General features: G+C 33.4%; 21 protein-coding genes. 16 read left to right on the top strand and 5 right to left on the bottom strand.

The window, feature by feature from the left end; translation table 11 throughout:
• Nucleotides 1–17 precede the first annotated feature (17 nt).
• From ACF91D_RS05310 to ACF91D_RS05325, 4 genes are all read left to right on the top strand, one after another.
• On the top strand, nt 18–1436 hold the full coding sequence (locus tag ACF91D_RS05310) for a sodium:solute symporter family protein (protein WP_069793345.1): 1419 nt from the start codon (nt 18–20) through the stop codon (nt 1434–1436).
• 286 nt (nt 1437–1722) lie between these two features.
• Entirely contained in the window at nt 1723–2307 is a 585-nt protein-coding gene (locus tag ACF91D_RS05315; protein WP_327620847.1) for an arginase family protein, read from the top strand.
• 51 nt (nt 2308–2358) lie between these two features.
• On the top strand, nt 2359–2580 hold the full coding sequence (locus ACF91D_RS05320; RefSeq protein WP_327620846.1) for a hypothetical protein: 222 nt from the start codon (nt 2359–2361) through the stop codon (nt 2578–2580).
• A 241-nt stretch (nt 2581–2821) separates the two neighbouring features.
• Nucleotides 2822–3154, top strand: a complete 333-nt coding sequence (locus ACF91D_RS05325; RefSeq protein WP_069793347.1) for a winged helix-turn-helix transcriptional regulator — start codon at nt 2822–2824, stop codon at nt 3152–3154.
• Nucleotides 3155–3492: 338 nt separating this feature from the next.
• On the opposite strand, the gene ACF91D_RS05330 is transcribed toward ACF91D_RS05325, so the two are convergent.
• Entirely contained in the window at nt 3493–4569 is a 1077-nt protein-coding gene (locus ACF91D_RS05330) for an oxidoreductase (protein ID WP_069793348.1), read from the bottom strand.
• Between the two features lie 115 nt (nt 4570–4684).
• Between ACF91D_RS05330 and ACF91D_RS05335 the strand changes: the two genes are divergently transcribed.
• Nucleotides 4685–5536: a LysR family transcriptional regulator gene (locus ACF91D_RS05335; protein WP_327620845.1), complete on the top strand. Its 852-nt coding sequence runs from the start codon at nt 4685–4687 to the stop codon at nt 5534–5536.
• 386 nt (nt 5537–5922) lie between these two features.
• Here ACF91D_RS05335 and ACF91D_RS05340 read toward each other — a convergent pair whose 3' ends face one another.
• Complete coding sequence (locus ACF91D_RS05340) at nt 5923–6666, bottom strand: amidohydrolase family protein (protein ID WP_392436617.1); 744 nt, start codon at nt 6664–6666, stop codon at nt 5923–5925.
• Nucleotides 6667–7085: 419 nt separating this feature from the next.
• Nucleotides 7086–7820 (bottom strand): NAD-dependent protein deacylase, encoded by a 735-nt coding sequence (locus ACF91D_RS05345; RefSeq protein WP_069793351.1) that lies wholly within the window; start codon nt 7818–7820, stop codon nt 7086–7088.
• Between the two features lie 479 nt (nt 7821–8299).
• On the opposite strand from ACF91D_RS05345, the gene cntK reads away from it, so the two are divergent.
• The 10 genes from cntK (at nt 8300) to ACF91D_RS05395 (ending at nt 18671) form a co-directional block, all read left to right on the top strand.
• Nucleotides 8300–9121: a histidine racemase CntK gene (gene cntK, locus ACF91D_RS05350; protein WP_327620844.1), complete on the top strand. Its 822-nt coding sequence runs from the start codon at nt 8300–8302 to the stop codon at nt 9119–9121.
• A 9-nt stretch (nt 9122–9130) separates the two neighbouring features.
• Complete coding sequence (cntL, locus tag ACF91D_RS05355) at nt 9131–9949, top strand: staphylopine biosynthesis enzyme CntL (protein WP_069793353.1); 819 nt, start codon at nt 9131–9133, stop codon at nt 9947–9949.
• Complete coding sequence (cntM, locus tag ACF91D_RS05360; RefSeq protein WP_069793354.1) at nt 9942–11234, top strand: staphylopine biosynthesis dehydrogenase; 1293 nt, start codon at nt 9942–9944, stop codon at nt 11232–11234. Before cntL ends, cntM begins: the two co-directional genes overlap by 8 nt.
• Before the next feature lie 110 nt (nt 11235–11344).
• Nucleotides 11345–12943: a staphylopine-dependent metal ABC transporter substrate-binding lipoprotein CntA gene (cntA, locus tag ACF91D_RS05365; protein WP_327620843.1), complete on the top strand. Its 1599-nt coding sequence runs from the start codon at nt 11345–11347 to the stop codon at nt 12941–12943.
• Between the two features lie 15 nt (nt 12944–12958).
• Nucleotides 12959–13891 (top strand): nickel/cobalt ABC transporter permease, encoded by a 933-nt coding sequence (gene opp1B, locus ACF91D_RS05370; protein WP_069793356.1) that lies wholly within the window; start codon nt 12959–12961, stop codon nt 13889–13891.
• Nucleotides 13891–14760, top strand: a complete 870-nt coding sequence (gene cntC, locus ACF91D_RS05375; RefSeq protein ID WP_069793357.1) for a staphylopine uptake ABC transporter permease subunit CntC — start codon at nt 13891–13893, stop codon at nt 14758–14760. Before opp1B ends, cntC begins: the two co-directional genes overlap by 1 nt.
• The gene (gene cntD / locus ACF91D_RS05380; RefSeq protein ID WP_069793358.1) at nt 14757–15572 is read left to right on the top strand and encodes a staphylopine uptake ABC transporter ATP-binding protein CntD; all 816 of its coding nucleotides are present in this window, start codon (nt 14757–14759) and stop codon (nt 15570–15572) included. Before cntC ends, cntD begins: the two co-directional genes overlap by 4 nt.
• On the top strand, nt 15565–16314 hold the full coding sequence (locus tag ACF91D_RS05385) for an ABC transporter ATP-binding protein (protein ID WP_069793359.1): 750 nt from the start codon (nt 15565–15567) through the stop codon (nt 16312–16314). The genes cntD and ACF91D_RS05385 overlap by 8 nt, the downstream gene beginning before the upstream one ends.
• Before the next feature lie 11 nt (nt 16315–16325).
• Nucleotides 16326–17513 (top strand): staphylopine family metallophore export MFS transporter CntE, encoded by a 1188-nt coding sequence (gene cntE, locus ACF91D_RS05390; protein ID WP_069793360.1) that lies wholly within the window; start codon nt 16326–16328, stop codon nt 17511–17513.
• A gap of 303 nt (nt 17514–17816) precedes the next feature.
• Entirely contained in the window at nt 17817–18671 is an 855-nt protein-coding gene (locus ACF91D_RS05395; protein ID WP_392436664.1) for an alpha/beta hydrolase, read from the top strand.
• 73 nt (nt 18672–18744) lie between these two features.
• Here ACF91D_RS05395 and ACF91D_RS05400 read toward each other — a convergent pair whose 3' ends face one another.
• Both ACF91D_RS05400 and ACF91D_RS05405 read right to left on the bottom strand, forming a co-directional pair.
• Nucleotides 18745–19302 (bottom strand): hypothetical protein, encoded by a 558-nt coding sequence (locus ACF91D_RS05400; RefSeq protein WP_327620842.1) that lies wholly within the window; start codon nt 19300–19302, stop codon nt 18745–18747.
• Nucleotides 19303–19334: 32 nt separating this feature from the next.
• Complete coding sequence (locus ACF91D_RS05405) at nt 19335–19607, bottom strand: hypothetical protein (RefSeq protein ID WP_327620841.1); 273 nt, start codon at nt 19605–19607, stop codon at nt 19335–19337.
• A 223-nt stretch (nt 19608–19830) separates the two neighbouring features.
• Between ACF91D_RS05405 and ACF91D_RS05410 the strand changes: the two genes are divergently transcribed.
• Nucleotides 19831–20337: a DUF805 domain-containing protein gene (locus ACF91D_RS05410; RefSeq protein ID WP_039068218.1), complete on the top strand. Its 507-nt coding sequence runs from the start codon at nt 19831–19833 to the stop codon at nt 20335–20337.
• Nucleotides 20338–20361 lie beyond the last annotated feature (24 nt).

A 20361-nucleotide genomic window follows, 5' to 3' on the forward strand; every position in this document is an offset into this window, starting at 1 on the left:
TATAAGGAGATATCGATGTGTTTAATAATAACGAACAATATATTTTAGGTTTTACGATCATCATTTATTTTATTTTCTTATTACTTATGTCTTTTTATATAAAAGGGAAAATCAAAACTTATGATGACTATAATATGGCAAGTAGAACAGTTTCAGTGTTTCCGCTTATACTAACATTCGTTAGCACAGGGGTTGGTGGGGCGACACTTTTAGGATATATGGAAAATGGTTACACGTTAGGTATGGGGCAACAATGGATTCACATTACAATGATGGTTGCTGTAATTATCCTTGCACTATTTTTCTTAAAACGTATTAGATTATTAGGAGAAAAATATAATATGGTAACGATTGGTGATTATACTGCACTTCGCTATGGTGAATCAGCACGTATTCCTACGGTTATCAGTTTTCTTTTTGCTTATTGTGCAATGACAGGCATGCAGTTTGTAGCAATTGCTTCTATTTTAAATTTAACAACTGGTTTAAATATGACAATTGGCATTGTGATAGGATGGATTTTGCTATCGATAAAGACTTATTTTGGTGGTTTGAAAGCGGTCATATGGCAAGATGTTGTACAAGGAGTCATCCTTACAATAGGAGTGATAGTACTATTTTTTGTAGTTATTTATTATTCAGGCGGTTGGAGCGATATTCAAACTAATGCTCAGAATATTAATCAACTTGAAATGCTGAGTTTAATTAATATCACACCGAATGAGATTTTAATTTATCTTTTAACATTAGCTTTTTATCAATTTATCAGGCAAGACGTTTGGCAACGTATTTGGGCAGCAAAAGATTTGAAAACTGCAAGAAATGGTTATTGGATTTCTATGATTATAGCAGTATTATTAGGCGCGATAACAGTATTCATAGGTGTGTTGAGTAGGTTTGGATTGAATATGAATATAACTGAAACACCGCTAGTTTATTATCACGTGATTCAAGAAGTATTCCCGTTTCCAATTGTGGTAGTAATGGTTATTGTCTTATTAGCGGCCGTTATTTCTAGTGCCGATTCCTTTTTTATTGCAGGATCCTCGTCTATTGCTAATGATATTATCAAGCCTAATATTAAAAGTTTTAGCCAAAAGAAAATGCTGTTGTATAGCAAGCTATCTGTATTGATAGTATCTGTAATTTCGTTAATATTAGCAATTATGATTCCAGGATTAGTAGATTTAATGGTGACAGGAACCGCGATGTCTGTTTCTGGTTTGCTAGCGCCTGTAGTTTTTGGGTTGTTTTGGCAAAAACCTTCGAAGCTTGCTGGTAATTTAGCCATGTGGGGTGGATTGATTTCTGCGATAGTTTGGCAAATTCTTGGTCATCCCTTTGGTCTCCATCCAATATTAATTGGCTTACCACTTTCAACTATAATATTATTACTTGTAACATTATTTGGAAAGAAAGATGATGTTCGTGTTTAAGGTACCCTTTATATTATAGATTTGAACGGAAATTCATTATATAAAATCTAAAAATTAAATAGCAAATATGCATTCATATACTTAAAGCGTTCAATATTGTTAGATAGACATAATTGAACGCTTTTTCCTATTCAATTTTAAAAAAGCGAATAACTCAAAATGGGTCTACTATCATTTAAGATAGTAGGTGGCATAAAAGTGCATACTTACATCAAATTATATGAGTAATATAATAAAGGTAGGTTAAGATAATAAATAACGAAATATGAAAAGGGGAGAAAGAACAATGGCTAATAGTACTTTACGTATGTTGATGCCACAGTGGCAAGGTGGAAATAATGAGGCAGGATATGCTTTAGGAGCAGAACTCTTATCGTGGTTAGCACCAAAAAGCGATGACCCTTTAGTAGAGGTTCCTATAGAATCAGACCCTGAATTATTAAAAACTGAGGAAGGTGTAGTTGCACGTCAGGCACTATTAAAACAATTGCAATCAGCAGAACATTTAATAGAGCAACATCAACCAGATAATATTGTAATATTTGGTGGTGACTGTTTAGTTGGACAAGCACCTTATGCTTATCTTAATGAACGTTATGGTGGGGATGTCGGTGTGTTATGGATAGACTCGCATGGGGATATTTCATCCCCGAAAGAAATGGAAAATGCCAATACAATGGTATTAGGTAATTTATTAGGAGAAGGAGATCAAGCATTTGCTGACAAAGTGAAAATGCCATTGAAACCTCAAAATGTTATGTTAGCTGGTATTAAGCCAAAAGATTATGAGGCTGAACGGATTGAAGCATTAGGCATCCAAGTAGCATATCCTGAAGATTTTGAAGGAGATAGTGATATTGTTATAAAATAGATAAATGATAACAGTATTAGACATTTAATCGTTCACTTTGATGTCGATATATTGGATCCAAACCGATTCCGTTCCCAGATTTTTGCCAGTCCAGAACCAATTTCTATCAACTGGGCTGAAGGTGAAATGAATTTGGGGCAAATTGGCAGGCTCATTGATGATGTTTCTAAGCATACCAGTGTCGTTGGTTTAGGTATTACAGAACATATGCCTTGGGATGCTAACGCGTTACGTAATCTATTGAATAAATTACCGTTGTTAAAAAATGAGTAACTAAAGGGGAAGGGATAGAAATCATATTTTTATAAAATGATTTCTTCACTCCAATCCATCAAGTATGTGTAGGAAAAAAGAATACAAAAGCTGAAGTTATTGTATAAATGTCTATTTAAAAGTTGGATCTAAGTATATTTGCATTTTTATTATTTACTGCTAATACGATATTTAAGGTTGAAACATTATTTATGTTTCAACCTTCTTTAGTGTTAAAATGATGTATACGGGTGGTGATTTAATGAGTATGCAAGAATTTCATGGGAAAGTAAAAAATATTGACGATACGCCTTTTGGTTATACAATGTCTATTATCGGTGGTAAATGGAAAATGGTGATTCTCTATTTAATAGCTGAAAATGAAAAGGTTCGATTTAACGCGCTGAAAAGAATGATAGGTACTATAACTTATAAAACATTAAGTACACAGTTAAAAGAATTGGAAGCAAACGACATTATAATTAGAACAGAATACCCACAAATACCACCTAAAGTAGAATATTCACTTTCAGAAAAAGGCAAATCTTTAATCCCAATTTTAGAAACTATATGTGAGTGGGGCCTAGATCATTAAATAGGATAAAAAATGTATTAAAATTTAACTATGTATCGTTTTAATTTATATCAATTTTTTTGACACTTAAATTATAAAAGCCAGAGATAAAAAGAACTAATATATCTCTGGCTTTATATTGTAATTGATTAAATATATAGTTGTTTTACTAATAACGTGAGTTCACTGTCTTTGCCGTATAATATAGCTTATTATCACGAGTTAAAATGTGGTCGGCACACTGAACGCTTTCTGTCGATAACGCTTCATAAAACACGCTTTATTAAACTTATATGACAATAATTGTTACCAATGAAAAATGCCATATTAAAACTGAAATATTTAAAATAATTAATAAATTATTTTAATTCAAAATCTTTAAGCGTTGCGTCAGGGTTTAAAACTTTATCTGGATTGAATTCATTTAAAGATTGATTTGCATGTATTTTTTGAGGTAAAGTATGATTGGCTAAAGCAGCTTTACCAAGCGCAATTAAATCCGCTTCTTTATTTTTGAGCATACTTATCGCCGTTTCAATATCCTCTAAATGCCCATTTGCAATAATGGGAACATCAGTATGACGTTTAGCGAGAGCAGCTAACGAAAGCGTATTATCATTGAAAGCAGGTTGCCAAGCTTTATACTCTGTTGTATGGATATAATCAACGCCGGAGTCAGCTAGATTTTCAAAAATAAATTGAGCATCCTTTTCGCCACCTTCCCATTTGTAGTCAAAGTCATTTACCTTACTTTGAGAAATACGGATACCCACGATAAAATCCGATGAGACTTCTGACTTAATAGCTGTAATTACTTCTAATATAATTCTGATTCTATTTTCTAACGAACCGCCATAATCATCATTTCTTTGATTGGTATACGTAGTTAAAAACTGGTCTAATAAATATCCGTTTGCAGCGTGGATTTCAATACCATCAAATCCTGCATATTGAGCATTTTTAGCAGTTTTCACAAAACTTTGTACAACACTCTTTATACCTTCAATAGATAAAGCTTCAGGCGTTGGATATTTACCTTCGCCATTATACATTGCGCTTTTTTCTCCTTTAGGAACAATTGAAGAAGGTGCGACAGACGTATAACCAAATGCGTTGCCATGTACGAGTGCGCCTGCATGCATAAGTTGAGCAATCATTTTAGAGCTGTTTTCATGCGCTGCATCAACGACACTTTTCCAAGCATCGATTTGATTTTGAGTTACAAGACCAGGTTGATGTTGGTACCCAGGGCTATGTGTTTCATCTATAAAAAGACCTTCAGTAATTATTAAGCCAAAGCCACCTTCAGCAAAAGAACGATAATAATTCAGCATCTCAGATGTAGGGATACCTTTTAATGTAGCACTAATACGCGTCATAGGTGCGAGAGTTATTCTATTTTTAACATTTAAAGTATTTAATGGTTGAAAAAACATTAGGTTCTTGACCTCCTCTAATAAATTCAGTAAATTCATTTTAACTTTAGTCGCGAGTTTAGTAAAATTGAAATCATTGAATCATCTGTTCAATATTTTTGAAGGAGAGATACAAATGGAATTTCGTCAATTAATTACTTTTAAAAGTATTATAGAACATGGAGGTTTTAAAGAAGCGGCGGATCAGCTAGATTATGCCCAATCTACTATAACCACACATATAAAAAATTTAGAAGAAGAACTTGAACACGAATTATTTAATCGTTTAGGTAATCATGTCACGCTCACTAATTATGGTGAGAAATTATTACCTTATGTGAAACAATTACTACAAATCTACTATCAAATTGAGGATTTAGATGATGAACCCAAAGGCCGACTAACTATAGGTATATCGGAATCTTTAATGATATGTAGAATACCAGAAATTTTAGAAATGTATAAAAAAAATTACCCTAAAGTCCAAATTTCTTTGAAGTCCGTAGCACCTAACGATATTAAAGCACATCTTCAAAAAGGTGTTATAGATTTAGCGCTTATATTAGAAAATGAAAATTGGCAAAATAAACTTTTTTATATTGAAAAATTAAATACTGAAAGAATGATTTTAGCTTATAGTAATACCAAGCAAAATTTAAATACAGCGCTATATTCAGACCAATTTTGTAGTTATCAACCAATGCTGAAAGAATACTTTAAAATTAATTCTTGGGACGTACAAGATAGCTTTGAATTTCAAAGCATTGAAGCAATTAAACAATGTCTAGAACATGGGTTAGGTATTTCAATTTTCCCATATTTTTCAATAAAAAAAGAGTTGGAACGTAAACAATTTACTGGAGAAGAAGTAGATGTAAATAACAAAGGTATTGCGACATTTTTGGTCTATCATCAATCTAAGACATTGTCTTCATCAGAAATAGCAATGATTGAAACAATTAAAGATTGTGCTAAAAGATGGTATTAGTAGTAAAAGAATGAACCAGCGAACAAAAAAGTATCTAAATAAAATATATTTTATGAAATTGTTGTGATCAAACGCACAATTCATCACATAAAAACTAGTAAAATATCTTTGAGGTACAAGAATGTTTTCCTAGTTAATAAGCTGCTTACCTAAGTGTAATACTATTATGAAGGGCAAGAAACGCCATGTGCTTGATAAACTCATTTAACAACTGTTAATGTATTTAGCACTTTTGGGAAGCCAACATATGTTAAGAGATTTTTAGATGTTATATACAAAACTCTGACTTCAGTAATGTCAGAGTTAAAAAACGTAAATCTTTAGTGCCAGTAAGTGGATTTGAAGGGCTCTATGATGGAGACTTTATTTTTGCTTATGTTTATATTTTACTTTTTATACCAATCTAAAGCATTTTGATAAAATATTTTATGACAAGCTTCGTCGTCGAATATTTCTGTAACTAGATCAATATCTGCACTAGAAAATCGTTGAGTTGCACGCGTAGAAGGTAAATCTGTGCCAAACATGAGCGCGTGAGGATTCGTTTGATAAATTAGTTTTAGTGCATTTTTAATATTTAAATCTACACGACTAAACCCTGTAGCTTTAACGTGAACGCCTTTATCTACTAAATTCAATAAATTAGGAAGACCTTCCTTAGACAGACCAAGGTGATCAATTGAAATAGCAGGAAGTTCTAAAAGTGTTTTTTCAAGTTCAGGTAAATTTTTTGAATCAATATATAATTCGCTGTGCCATCCTACTAAATCATAAACCCGTTTTGCAAAATACTTTAAAGGCGCTAAATCTTCTGAACCACCACGTTTAACGTTGAATCTCAACGCTTTTACACCACTATTATTTAAAGATATGATTGTTTCATCAGATACTGTGTAAGGTAACTGGGTAACCCCGTAAAAATCAGGTCCCAAATCATTAAGTGCTTTCAAAAGATATTTTTGATCAAAACCTTGAAAAGATCCAGACACTATAGCCCCGCCTTGAATGTTGATATCTTTAGTTTCACGCTTGTAATCTTCAACCATATAACTTGGTGGCAAATAGCCATTGTTTTCTTTTATATCAAAATTAAAATCAATAATGTGAAAATGTGAATCAAAAATTTTCATTTTTAAAGCCTCCATTTTTATCAACAATATATTACTTCTGAAAAGGTTGAAATAATATTTATTAATTATCATAAGTCATTTGTATAAATTATAGGAGCTTTTCAGGTTCAATTTTAATTTTTGAAAATTGTAAGTTGACTCTATAAATATAGAATGATTGATCTAAGCCACCAAGTTGTGAGTAGTAAACGTTCAGATGCATTAACGCATGCGGAGGGATTTAACGAAAACAATTGAACAGCCAAAGCTTTTAGAACAAGCAAAATTTGATTTTCTATTTATGTCAGATAGTTTATATCTTGATGAGAAAACTCACCTAGGTATGTTTACATTTTTGAGCCAATTTCTTGAATGTTGATTATTGATAACTATTTGTTATTAATCAGTATTTTTTAAATTTCTAGTAGTTCTTATATGGTTTAGCTTTCATGATTAAGCGTTGAAATCACTGAAACCATATCTTCGTTGATGACTAAATCTGCATTATGATCATAAGGTGTGGCATCTCTATTAATAATAATAAGATTTTGTCCTTTGAAGTTTGAAATTAGACCTGCCGCTGGTTGAACTACGAGTGATGAGCCTAAAACAATTAATGTATCAGCCGTTTCAATTTTATTAATAGCATTAAAAATAGTGTTTTGATTTAACATTTCTCCATAAAGTACGATATCAGGTCTAATGATACTGCCACATGATTCACAATGGCGTAGGTGATGTTCCATGACATAGGTTTTAGAATACTCATTAAAACAATCAACACAATAGAATTGATTTAAAGTGCCATGGAGTTCGTCTACATTTAAGCTACCTGCATCTGAATGAAGGCCGTCGATATTCTGGGTGATCACACCTAGAGATTGATGGTCTTTTTCGAGTTGTGCAATCCAATGATGAATGGTATTTGGTTGTTTATCAGCAAGAAGTAAACGTTTATGATAAAAATCGACAAATCCTTCTGGATCATCTTGTAGATAATTAGTACTTAACAAGTATTCAGGTGAGTAACCTTCTTTTGAAATTTCATCGAACAGACCACCCATAGACCGAAAGTCAGGCACACCACTTGCTACAGATACGCCAGCACCTGTAAAAAATGTAATTCTACTGGAATTATTAATGATATCTTTCAATTGTTCAATATTACGATTCACACTTATCACTCCATTTAAAAATATACTCTGTTGTTATGAATATTTTATTATACTTAATATAATTTTAAATATTAGGCACTATTTTAGCAAATATGGAAAAGTATAATTGAGAGCAAATAAGTTTATGGCTATTTTAAGGCATCTAATTCACTAAGAATATTATAACTAACAAACAAAACCTATAAAGTCTCGTCATTTACAGTATTTTTTATGTATTAGTGAATGATTGGGGCTTTATTTTTTATATAAAAATTTAAAAAATTCCCACATGTACTTTTTACAATAAATACCCAATTCAAGTTTTTTTAATAATTATTAATTGAAAAATATTATCATTTGTATTGACAACCATAAAAGACCAATATATGATATAAATCAAATCGTAACTATTACGATTTGATAAGGCTGCGCAATGAGCCAAAGTTTTTTAATCAATGTTAGCAGGCTTATATAAAAATTTTAAATAGAAGGAGAGTCGTATGAATCGAAAGGTTATAGAATTTTCTAAGTATAATCCATCGGGGAATATGACGATACTAGTGCATTCGCAACATTATTCAAGAGATTACGCATCCATAGCTAACCAATTAATGATAACGAGTCATGTTTGTTGTGAGCAAGTTGGGTTTATAGAGTCCACTGATACGGACTTTAATAAAAGTTGTCATTTAGTTATGAGCGGAAATGAATTTTGTGGTAATGCCACAATGTCATACATACATTATTTACAAGAAAGTAATATACTGCAAAAACGGCAATGTGCAGTTAAAGTTTCGGGATGTTCAGGGTTGGTTCAGTGTGAAGTACATAGCAATCAACATTATGAAGTCAGTATGCCCCAAGCACAACGCGTGTCCGCAAAAAAGCTTAATATTGATCAGCAACAACGGCATGCAATAGAAATTATATATGAGTCATATGTACATTTTGTTGTTCCAGTCACTGAAGTGACTACCAAATTGCAACATCAGGTTGAACAATTTGTCCGTCAGCAAACATGGAGTAATAAATATAAAACGATAGGTATCATGTTATTTGATGAACAACGTCAGTTTCTTAAGCCGCTTATTTTTATACCAGAAATTCAAAGCTTAGTTTGGGAAAATAGCTGTGGTTCTGGTACTGCATCGATTGGCGTTTTTAAAAATTATAACGCTGAAAGTGCATGCGAGGATTTTATAGTTTATCAGCCAGGTGGCAACATTCTAGTGACTTCTAGGAAATGTCCAAAGTCTGGGTTTCAAACTTCCATTAAAGGGCAAGTCTCAACAGTCGCAACAGGAAAAGCATTTATAGAATAGGAGACTAAAATGAATAATTTAGAGAAAGAGATTAGTGCTATATTACATAAATATTTATTAAATTTTGAAACGCTATATGAAAATGTCTTAGAAAATAGTGACTACATTGATGCATTAGAAACATTAGTGGATGAGTATAGTCAGTTTATATTAAATCCAGTTTTTAGAAGATTGTATGAAGATTGGGAAGATGAAGCGGTTAAAGAACATCTTACAACGAGACTTCAATTCATATCAGCCCAATGTGTTAAACAAGTAGAAGTTATTCGAGCACAACGTTTATTAGACGGTAAGGCTTCTACTTCAGGATACTTTGATAACATCGAGCACTGTATTAATGAGGAATTTGGACAATGTCATATAACTGAAAATGACAAATTATTGTTAGTTGGATCTGGTGCATATCCTATGACACTCATTCAAGTGGCAAAGGAGACTGGTGCTTCTGTTATTGGTATTGATATTGATCCAACGGCAGTTGATTTAGGTCAAAGGATTGTTAAAGTATTAGCACCAAATGAAGATATAGAGATTACAGAGCAGACAGTAGACCAATTAGTAGATATCAAAGAAGTGACACATATTATATTTAGTTCAACAATTCCAATTAAATATGACATATTGGAGCAACTTTATGATTTAACGAATGAAAATGTTGTTGTTGCAATGCGATTTGGTGATGGAATCAAATCATTATTTAACTATCCCTCTGAGAAAACTAGCGTAGATAAATGGCAATGTGTAGATAAACGTATACAATCTGATCAAATTTTTGATATTGCTTTATATCGAAAGGCATCAATAAAGGTTGGTGTAGCGGATGTCTAAAATATTAATTATCGGTACTGGGCCAGTTGCAATTCAATTAGCCCAGCTGTGCCGTCTGACAACAGAGAAGGAAATAGATATGGTAGGCCGTGCCTCAACCTCGTTGAAATCACAAAAGTTATATCAAGCATATCAAAACGATAATTACTTTGAAGTAACAACCCAAAATGATGCTCATAAACACATGGAAGGCCGCTTCCAAATTAGTCATTTGTATAAAGATATAGAAGGTGTTAATGGTCACTATGACACAATTATTATGGCGTGTACGGCAGATGCATATCATAGTACATTATCACAACTATCGACAGCAACATTAGAAAAAGTAAAGCGTATCTTGTTAGTATCGCCTACGTTTGGTTCGCAAATGATTGTCGAGCAGTATGTGACTAACTTCAATAAGGACCTCGAAGTTATATCATTTTCTACATATCTGGGTGACACGCGTTTGTATGATACTGAGCAACCTAACCAGGTTGTAACCACTGGGTTGAAGACGAAATTATACGTAGGTTCTAATCGTGAGCATTCAGCAACAATCAATTATTTAACAAGTGTGTTCAAGCAATTTCACATAAATTTGGTAGATATGCCAACAGCTTTACATGCAGAAACACGCAATAGTTCTTTGTATGTGCACCCACCATTATTTATGAATGATTTTTCATTAAAAATTATTTTTGAAGGGACAGAAGTACCTGTTTATGTGTATAAGTTATTTCCAGAAGGTCCAATTACGATGACACTCATTCATGAAATGCGTTTGATGTGGACAGAGATGATGACGATTTTAGCAGAATTTAGTGTGCCGTCAGTCAACCTTTTGGAATTCATGGTGAAAGAAAACTATCCTGTGCGTCCTGAGACATTAGCGGATGATGATGTCTACAGTTTTGAAAAGTTACCGGCAATTCATCAAGAATATTTACTGTATGTGAGATATACAGCAATATTAATAGATCCGTTTTCAGAGCCTGATCAACACGGCCGCTATTTTGATTTTTCCGCGGTACCGATTAAGCAGCTTTATGAAAATGAACAAGGCGTCGTTCATATACCACGTATGCCAAGTGAGGATTATTACCGTACTTCAATTATTCAACATATTGGCAAACTATTAGGTATTAAGACACCAATGATTGATACATTTATGAAGCGTTATGAACAATATTGTCAGGACTATAAAAAGCATAACCAACAATTATCATCACAATTCAACGTGAACTTATATAAAGATGATAAATCTTTGGTAGAGGTGTACTTAGATACCAAAGGTAAGATTTAGTGACAATGATTTGTAATATAAAAATATTAAATGGTTTTTGATTTTACATAAGTATGATCCACACGATTAAAAATGATATTACAATTTTTAAATGAGAAAGAGGAAAAATAATGAACAAACTTACTAAGATGAGTGCAGTATTAATTGCATCAGGTGTTATTTTAGCGGGATGTGGAAACGGCAAAGGCATAGAAGAGAAGAAAGAGAACAAGCAGTTAACGTATACAACAGTGAAAGATATTGGAGATATGAATCCACATGTTTATGGAGGGTCTATGTCTGCAGAAAGTATGATTTATGAGCCACTTGTACGTAATACTAAAGACGGTATCAAGCCATTATTAGCTAAAAATTGGGATGTATCTGATGATGGTAAAACGTATACTTTCCATTTGCGTGATGATGTTAAATTCCATGATGGTACAGGGTTTGACGCTGAGGCAGTTAAGAAAAATATTGATGCAGTTCAACAAAATAAAAAATTACATTCATGGTTAAAGATTTCAACATTAATTGATAATGTTAGTGTTAAAGACAAATATACCGTCGAACTTCAGTTAACAGAACCATATCAGCCAGCTTTAGCAGAATTAGCAATGCCGCGACCATATGTATTTGTATCACCTAAAGATTTTAAGGATGATGGAACTAAGAATGGCGTGAAATCATTTGATGGCACAGGTTCATTTAAACTGGGTGAACATAAAAAAGACGAGTCAGCAGATTTTAATAAAAATAATGATTATTGGGGCGAAAAAGCTAAGTTAAATAAAATACAAGCAAAAGTAATGCCAGCAGGTGAGACTGCCTTTTTATCAATGAAAAAGGGTGAGACGAACTTTGCTTTTACAGACGATAGAGGCACAGATAGCTTAGACAAAGACGCTTTAAAGCAATTGAAAGATTCTGGCGATTACCAAGTTAAACGTAGCCAGCCTATGAATACAAAAATGTTAGTCGCAAATTCTGGTAAGAAAGATAGTCCAGTGAGTGATAAAAATGTAAGACAAGCGATTGGTCATATGGTAAATAGAGATAAAATAACTAAAGAGATCTTAGATGGCGAAGAAAAGCCGGCAACACAACTATTCGCGAAGAATGTTACAGATATTAATTTTGACATGCCTACGCGTAAATATGATGTTAAAAAGGCGGAAACGCTGTTAGATGAAACGGGTTGGAAACAAGAAAAAGATAGTAATGTCCGTAACAAAGATGGTAAAGAATTAACAATGACTATGTATTATGACAAAGGATCTTCTAGTCAAAAAGAACAAGCAGAATTTTTACAAGCAGAATTTAAGAAAATGGGTGTTCAATTACAAATTAGTGGTGATACATCAGACAAAGTTGCAGAACGTCGTACATCTGGTGACTATGACTTAATGTTTAATCAAACTTGGGGATTATTATATGACCCACAAAGTACAATAAGCGCATTTAAAGCAAGTAACGGTTATGAAAGTGCGACAGCAGGTATCGCCAACAAAAAAGAGCTATACAACAATATTGATGAATCATTTAAAATCCAAGATGATAAACAGCGTTCTGATGCATATAAACAAATTTTACAACAAATAGATGATGAAGGTATTTTCATTCCTATATCACACGGCAGAATGACAGTGGTTGCACCTAATGATTTAGAGAAATTATCATTTACACAGTCGCAATATGAATTGCCTTTTAATGAAATGCAATTTAAATAAAGGAGTGCATTTATAATGTTCAAATTTATTTTAAAGCGCATGATGATTATGGTTCCACTGATGATTGTAGTGAGCTTTATGATATTTTTACTAACTTATATAACGGATGAAAACCCGGCGGTTACAATTTTGCATGCACAAGGTACACCGGATGTATCGCCGCAACTAATTGAAGAAACAAATGAGAAATACGGTTTAAATGACCCATTATTGATTCAATATAAGAATTGGCTATTTCAAGCATTACAGTTAGACTTCGGTACGAGTTATATTACAGGCGACCCTGTTGCAGAACGTATTGGTCCAGCGTTTTTTAACACATTAAAATTAACTGTCATTTCTAGCATTTTCGTAATGATTACATCAATTATTTTAGGGGTTGTCAGTGCCTTAACAAGAGGGGGATTTGCAGATCGTGCGATACGTTCTGTGGCTTTCTTTCTAACAGGCTTACCATCTTATTGGATTGCTTCGATGTTAATCATTTACATTTCTGTAAATTTAAATTTATTGCCAACTTCTGGACTGACAGGTCCTGAAAGTTACATATTGCCAGTTGTTGTTATCACAATTGCATATGCTGGTATTTACTTTAGAAATATTAGGCGTTCAATTGTTGAGCAGTTGAATGAAGATTATGTACTGTATTTGAAAGCATGTGGTGTGAAGACTACAACTTTAATGTTGCACGTATTGCGTAATGCATTACAAGTTGCCGTCTCAATCTTCTGCATGTCTATACCAATGATTATGGGTGGTTTAGTAGTAATAGAGTATATATTTGCTTGGCCAGGATTAGGGCAATTAAGCTTGAAAGCCATATTAGAACATGATTTTCCTGTCATACAAGCGTATGTATTAATTGTGGCTATACTATTTGTTGTATTTAATACATTAGCAGATATAATCAATGCACTCTTGAATCCAAGATTAAGGGAGGCATCGTGATGATTATTTTAAAACGTTTATTACAAGACAGGGGCGCTGTTATCGCTCTAGCCATTATTGTCATATATGTTGTGTTAGGTTTTGCAGCCCCCTTGGTGACAACACACGACCCTAATCATATTGACACAGCTAACAAATATAGTGGACCAAGTTTACAACATTTCTTAGGAACTGATCATTTAGGACGAGATATTTTAACGAGGTTGATTTATGCGATTAGACCTAGCTTATTATATGTTTTTGTAGCGCTTTTTATTTCTGTTTTGGTTGGTGCCATATTAGGATTTGTTTCTGGTTATTTCCGGGGTTATATTGATGCGTTTATCATGCGTATGTGTGATGTGATGCTAGCATTTCCTAGTTATGTTGTTACACTCGCACTGATTGCGTTATTTGGTATGGGCGCTGAAAATATTATTATGGCATTTATTTTAACGCGCTGGGCGTGGTTTTGTCGTGTGATTCGCACAAGTGTTATGCAATATACTGCTTCAGATCACGTTAAATTTGCCAAGACAATTGGCATGAGTGATTTGAAAATTATTCGCAGACATATTATGCCGTTGACACTTGGTGATATTGCAATAATCTCAAGTAGTTCTATGTGTTCTATGATTTTACAAATATCTGGATTTTCATTTTTAGGGTTAGGTGTTAAAGCGCCGACTGCTGAGTGGGGCATGATGCTCAATGAAGCTAGAAAAGTAATGTTTACTCATCCAGAAATGATGTTTGCTCCAGGTATTGCAATCGTTATTATCGTTATGGCATTTAACTTTTTATCAGATGCATTACAAATTGCGATTGATCCAAGGATATCTTCAAAGGAAAAACTACGTTCTGTGAAGAAAGGATTGGTGCAATCATGACGTTATTAACAGTACAACATCTGTTTATCAAAGATAGCTGGACAAATCAGATCATTGTTAACGATGTAAATTTTACAGTGGATAAAGGTGAAGTGTTAGGTATTATTGGTGAAAGTGGTAGTGGTAAGTCAGTTACATGTAAATCTTTAGTAGGTTTAAATCCTAAGCGTTTAAGTGTTGAAGGAACAGTGACATTTAATAATGTACAAATGCTTACTTTGTCAGAGATGCAGTTAAAGAAGCATAGAGGTAAAGATATTGCGATGGTTATGCAACAAGGTAGCCGTGCATTTGATCCTTCATCTACTGTGGGCAAGCAATTAATTGAAACTATGAAGGTTCATACACAACTATCTATTCAAGAAATCGAAGTAACATTGACGGAATATATGGATTATATGGGGTTAAACAATCCCAAACAGATATTAAAGTCGTATCCCTATATGTTATCGGGTGGTATGTTACAGCGTTTGATGATTGCTTTAGCTTTGGCATTGAAACCTAGATTAATTATTGCAGATGAACCAACGACAGCTTTAGATACTATTACGCAATATGATGTGTTACAAGCGTTTAAAGATATTAAGCAACATTTCGATTGTGCCATGATTTTTATTTCTCATGACTTAACAGTGATTAATCATATCGCAGATCGAGTAGTTGTGATGAGGAATGGACAACTTATTGAAGAAGGAACTAGAGAAGCGGTGCTATACCAACCACAACAAACGTATACTCAATATTTATTATCTACACGAAAAAAAGTTAATGATTATTTTAAATCTGTGCTAAGGGGGGAATCAAATGCTTAAGATTATGAATGTTGAAAAGTCGTATTCGCGTTCACAAATGTTTCAGCGTAGCATGACCCCTATTGTTAAAGATGTATCCTTTGAATGTCCAGTTGGTAAAGCAATTGCAATTATCGGCGAGAGTGGTAGCGGAAAATCAACATTGAGTAGGATGGTACTAGGTATTGAGAAGCCTAACAAAGGTTCAGTAACGTTGAATGATCAACCCATTTATAAGAAAAAGGTGAGAAATCATCAAATAAGTGCGGTTTTTCAAGATTACACATCTTCATTACATCCTTTCCAATCAGTGAAAGAAATATTATTAGAAGTGATGTGCCAGTGTGACAATCAACCTAAGGTACTCATGGAGGCACGAGCTATTGAATTATTAGAAGAAGTTGGCTTATCGAAAGTATACATGGACAAATATCCAAATATGTTATCCGGCGGTGAAGCGCAACGTGTGGCGATTGCACGCGCCATATGTATGAACCCTAAATATATATTGTTCGATGAAGCAATCAGTTCTTTAGATATGTCGATTCAAACCCAAATTTTAGATTTGTTAGTAAATTTACGCTCGAAAAGGCAGTTAAGTTATATTTTTATTACACATGATATTCAAGCTGCCACCTATTTATGTGAGCAGTTAATTATTTTTAAAAACGGCAAAATTGAAGAACAAATTGCAACCAAAGATCTACATCTAAGTGATAATGCTTATACAAAAGCATTGATTGAAAAACAACTATCATTCTAAGGAGTGAGACAATGAAAGGTGCTATGGCATGGCCTTTTTTGAGATTATATATACTAACATTAATGTTTTTTAGCGCTAACGCTATTTTGAATGTCTTTATACCATTACGAGGACATGATATAGGAGCTACAAATACGGTTATCGGTATTGTAATGGGTGCTTATATGCTAACTGCTATGATATTTAGACCCTGGGCAGGACAAATTATTGCACGTGTTGGCCCGATTAAAGTATTACGCATCATTTTAATTATTAATGCAATTGCTTTAATTCTATATGGTTTTACTGGATTAGAAGGATATTTCTTGGCACGTGTGATGCAAGGTGTATGTACAGCATTCTTCTCGATGTCATTACAACTAGGAATTATTGATGCTTTACCAGAAGAGCACCGTTCAGAAGGGGTCTCGTTGTATTCGCTATTTTCGACAATCCCCAATTTGATTGGCCCAATTATAGCCATAGGTATTTGGCACGCTGATAATATTTCCATTTTTGCGATTGTTATTATTTTTATTGCGTTATCCACCACGTTCTTTGGTTATCGTGTCACAATTGCTGAACAAGAACCGGATACGTCCCATAAAATTGAAAAAATGTCATTTAATGCAGTTACGGTATTTGCTCAGTTTTTCAAAAACAAAGAGTTGTTCAATAGTGGTTTAATCATGATTGTAGCATCGATTGTATTTGGTGCGGTAAGTACTTTTGTTCCGTTGTACACTGTGAATTATGGCTTTGCGAGTGCGGGCATATTCCTGACTATTCAAGCTGTAGCTGTGGTTGTAGCAAGATTTTATTTAAGGAAATATATCCCATCGGATGGATTATGGCATCCAAAATTTATAGTGACTGTCTTATCGTCCCTAATGATTGCATCTTTTGCTGTGGCGTTTGGTCCACAAGTAGGTATCGTGATTTTCTATGCGAGCGCAATCTTAATCGGTATCACACAAGCATTGGTATACCCAACATTAACGTCTTATCTAAGTTTTGTCTTACCTAAAGTAGGCCGTAACATGTTATTAGGATTGTTTATTGCATGTGCAGATTTAGGTATTTCTTTGGGAAGTGTCATAATGGGACCGATATCTGATTCACTAGGGTTTAAATGGATGTACATTATTTGTGGTCTGCTTGTGATTTGCGTCATGGTTTTAAGTGTGATAAAACGTCCTATATCCTATAAGTCGAGTTAGCGTAGATTATCAAAAGCTTTAGTACATGATGATTGAAAAGTGAAGTAATTACAATCATGAAAATAGTAGTGTATGTATTATTTTACTTGGCGAGGGTTCTAAAGTGATTTACTGAGTCAGTTTAAAATGATAGAGATATTACATATAAAACATATAATAAACGCTATAAATTGCTTAAGTAAGGCATTTTATAGCGTTTTTTTATTTGGGTATTCAAATAAATAATAAGGAAATACTTGTTAGCTTACTTTATACTTAAAACAAAATGACAGAATAGAGGTTATTGTAGTGAGGAAGTTATGGATTTGGGGCATATGTATCGTCGTTATTGTTACTATTGTGGCATTTATTACTATAAAGGTGTTTACTCAAAACCAATCTACGGTGGAAAAACCTGCACAAGCAAATTTTATGAATAGCTCAACGCCTACACTATTTTTACATGGTTATGGTGGGAGCGCAAATTCAGAAAAATTTATGGTTAAACAAGCCAAACAAAATGGGGTTACTAAAGATGTGATTACAGCGAATGTTTCTAAAGGTGGAGAGGTTGAATTAAAAGGGAAACTTGAAAAAGATACAACTAATCCTATCGTACAAATTGAACTTGCCAATAATAAGCAAGGTGATCTTGATAAAAATGCGAAATGGTTTAAAAATGTATTAACGAAATTGCAAAGTGAATACGACATTAATAAGTTTAATTTTGTAGGTCATTCTATGGGTAATTTATCATTTGCTCAATATATGCTGACGTATGGGAATGACCCGTCGTTACCTCAATTGAATAAACAAGTGAATATTGCTGGGACATATAATGGCGTATTAAATATGAATGAACAAGTGAATGAAATTAGTGTGGATGCTAATGGCAAACCTAGCCGCATGAATCAGCCATATCAAGAATTACAACAACTTAAAGAGATATATAAAGGTAAAAATATCGACGTATTAAATATATTTGGTGATTTGAAAGATGGAACTAGCTCTGATGGACGTGTATCTAATAGTTCATCTAAGTCGTTAAAATATTTACTTGGTGATAGTCCGAAAAGCTATAGAGAATCCAAGTATGAGGGTAAATCAGCACAACACAGCCAGTTACATGAAAACAAAGAAGTTGCTAAAGAATTTATAGCATTTTTATGGACGAAATAAGATGACATAGTTTTTTAAATTAGTATAAAAAAGCGAAATGCAAATTAGCATCTCGCTTTTTTATTTTTGATATTTATTCGGGTTCACCGTCTTCATCATATTTCGTTACATTTCCATCTTGGTCAATTATATAAGAACCTGCTAAATCTCCATTTTTATCAGTGAATGAGAATCCCCAGTCTCCATCATCACTTTGCTCGGGCTCTTTATAAGTATATTGAGAAGTGTTTAAACTGTGTCCTTCGTATTCTTCTACTATATCAATTACATTTTTTCGCGTCACACTAGTATCCTTATCGCTATCACTTTCGCTACTATCTTGTGCTTGTGATTCGTTAGATTCAGAGATAACAGGTACCCAATTATCTAGTTCACTTTGTGAGAAGTCTTTTAATTTTACAGTTTTTGGATTATTAAGTATGTTGTTAGATTGGTTTTTTGAATATTCATCCTCATCCCAACGTTTGTCTTGAAAATGGCTAGGCACATCATAGATATTTACTGTCCCATCATTGTTATCTTTGTATATAACTTGCCCAGCAGCAGTAGGTGTGCCGTATAATGCTTGAGTTCCGTTTGGGAATGTGGCTGAAGCGCTCTCGTTATAAGGGTTTAACGCCTTGCCAGACACGTCTGCATGTGTGATTTCAGTATTGGATGGGTCTACATACCACCATTATTTTCAATGACGGAAATCCATACTTTAGCATAGTGTTCTGGTGAATTTATATTTTCACTATTGCTATTTGAATTATCTGAGGAAGTTTCGTTGTTAGACTTTGTTTGGTCATCATTGCTACTTCGATTGTTATTATGTTGGTCTTGATTGCTTGTGTCTTTGGAATCTTCTCCTGAACCTGTATTAATGTTGATGTCACATGCAGATAGAATCATAGTGGTTATTATAGCCCCAAATGCTAAGTATTTAAATTTCAAAAAAATCCCCCTTTAAAATAAAGAATATTGTTATAATTCATTATACATAATTAGTTGTCAGAAATCTTATTTTTCAATATTTTATTGTTTGCAAAAAAATTCAGTCCATCATTGAGAGTATTTGATGTTTAAAATATGTTTCATACATAAGTAAAAAATGTAGTTTGCTATGTACAACTTTATTTTAGTACACTGTAATTATCAAACTTATAGGGGAGTTTAAATGGACAGTTCACAGAATCAAGTTATCGAAAGTTACAAAGCATTTTGGACACGTTTTATTGATGTTAATGGAAGGTCAACACGTCCTGAATTTTGGCATCCTTTTTGGATTAATTTTTTAATATCTTCGGTTTTGGGTGTTGTATCGAGTGGTTTACTTAGTGGCTTATTTGCGATAGCTATTATTATTCCTACTTTCACTGTGATGGTAAGACGTTTACATGATACAAATCGTACTATGATTCTTGCCATCGTTTCATATATTAGTGGTTTTATTACGTTAATTGCTGCAACTTTATTTATTATAGGTGTTATTGTCGTTGTTGCTAATACAGAAAGCAACGGTTTGCTCGGTGCTACAGTAATGGCTGGCATTTTCGGTACGGTAATCGCAGGATTGGTCACGCTTTATACTTGGTTTGTACTAATTCTTGCAGGTAATAAAGAACCTAATAAGTACGGTACGGGAGGAAGTTGCGACACTGATATCGAAGTATATACACAATAATGAAAATAGAAGTAACCATATAGA

It is taken from the genome of Staphylococcus sp. 231237_7MaSpsaltlick, assembly GCF_043107035.1.

Coding starts and splice junctions, on each gene's coding strand:
- ACF91D_RS05340 (WP_392436617.1), bottom strand. CDS start 6,666: ATGAAAATTTTTGATTCACATTTTCACATTATTGATTTTAATTTTGAT.
- cntA (WP_327620843.1), top strand. CDS start 11,345: ATGAACAAACTTACTAAGATGAGTGCAGTATTAATTGCATCAGGTGTT.
- ACF91D_RS05385 (WP_069793359.1), top strand. CDS start 15,565: ATGCTTAAGATTATGAATGTTGAAAAGTCGTATTCGCGTTCACAAATG.
- opp1B (WP_069793356.1), top strand. CDS start 12,959: ATGTTCAAATTTATTTTAAAGCGCATGATGATTATGGTTCCACTGATG.
- cntE (WP_069793360.1), top strand. CDS start 16,326: ATGAAAGGTGCTATGGCATGGCCTTTTTTGAGATTATATATACTAACA.
- cntL (WP_069793353.1), top strand. CDS start 9,131: ATGAATAATTTAGAGAAAGAGATTAGTGCTATATTACATAAATATTTA.
- ACF91D_RS05325 (WP_069793347.1), top strand. CDS start 2,822: ATGAGTATGCAAGAATTTCATGGGAAAGTAAAAAATATTGACGATACG.
- ACF91D_RS05335 (WP_327620845.1), top strand. CDS start 4,685: ATGGAATTTCGTCAATTAATTACTTTTAAAAGTATTATAGAACATGGA.
- ACF91D_RS05330 (WP_069793348.1), bottom strand. CDS start 4,569: ATGTTTTTTCAACCATTAAATACTTTAAATGTTAAAAATAGAATAACT.
- ACF91D_RS05410 (WP_039068218.1), top strand. CDS start 19,831: ATGGACAGTTCACAGAATCAAGTTATCGAAAGTTACAAAGCATTTTGG.
- cntC (WP_069793357.1), top strand. CDS start 13,891: ATGATTATTTTAAAACGTTTATTACAAGACAGGGGCGCTGTTATCGCT.
- cntD (WP_069793358.1), top strand. CDS start 14,757: ATGACGTTATTAACAGTACAACATCTGTTTATCAAAGATAGCTGGACA.
- cntM (WP_069793354.1), top strand. CDS start 9,942: ATGTCTAAAATATTAATTATCGGTACTGGGCCAGTTGCAATTCAATTA.
- ACF91D_RS05315 (WP_327620847.1), top strand. CDS start 1,723: ATGGCTAATAGTACTTTACGTATGTTGATGCCACAGTGGCAAGGTGGA.
- cntK (WP_327620844.1), top strand. CDS start 8,300: ATGAATCGAAAGGTTATAGAATTTTCTAAGTATAATCCATCGGGGAAT.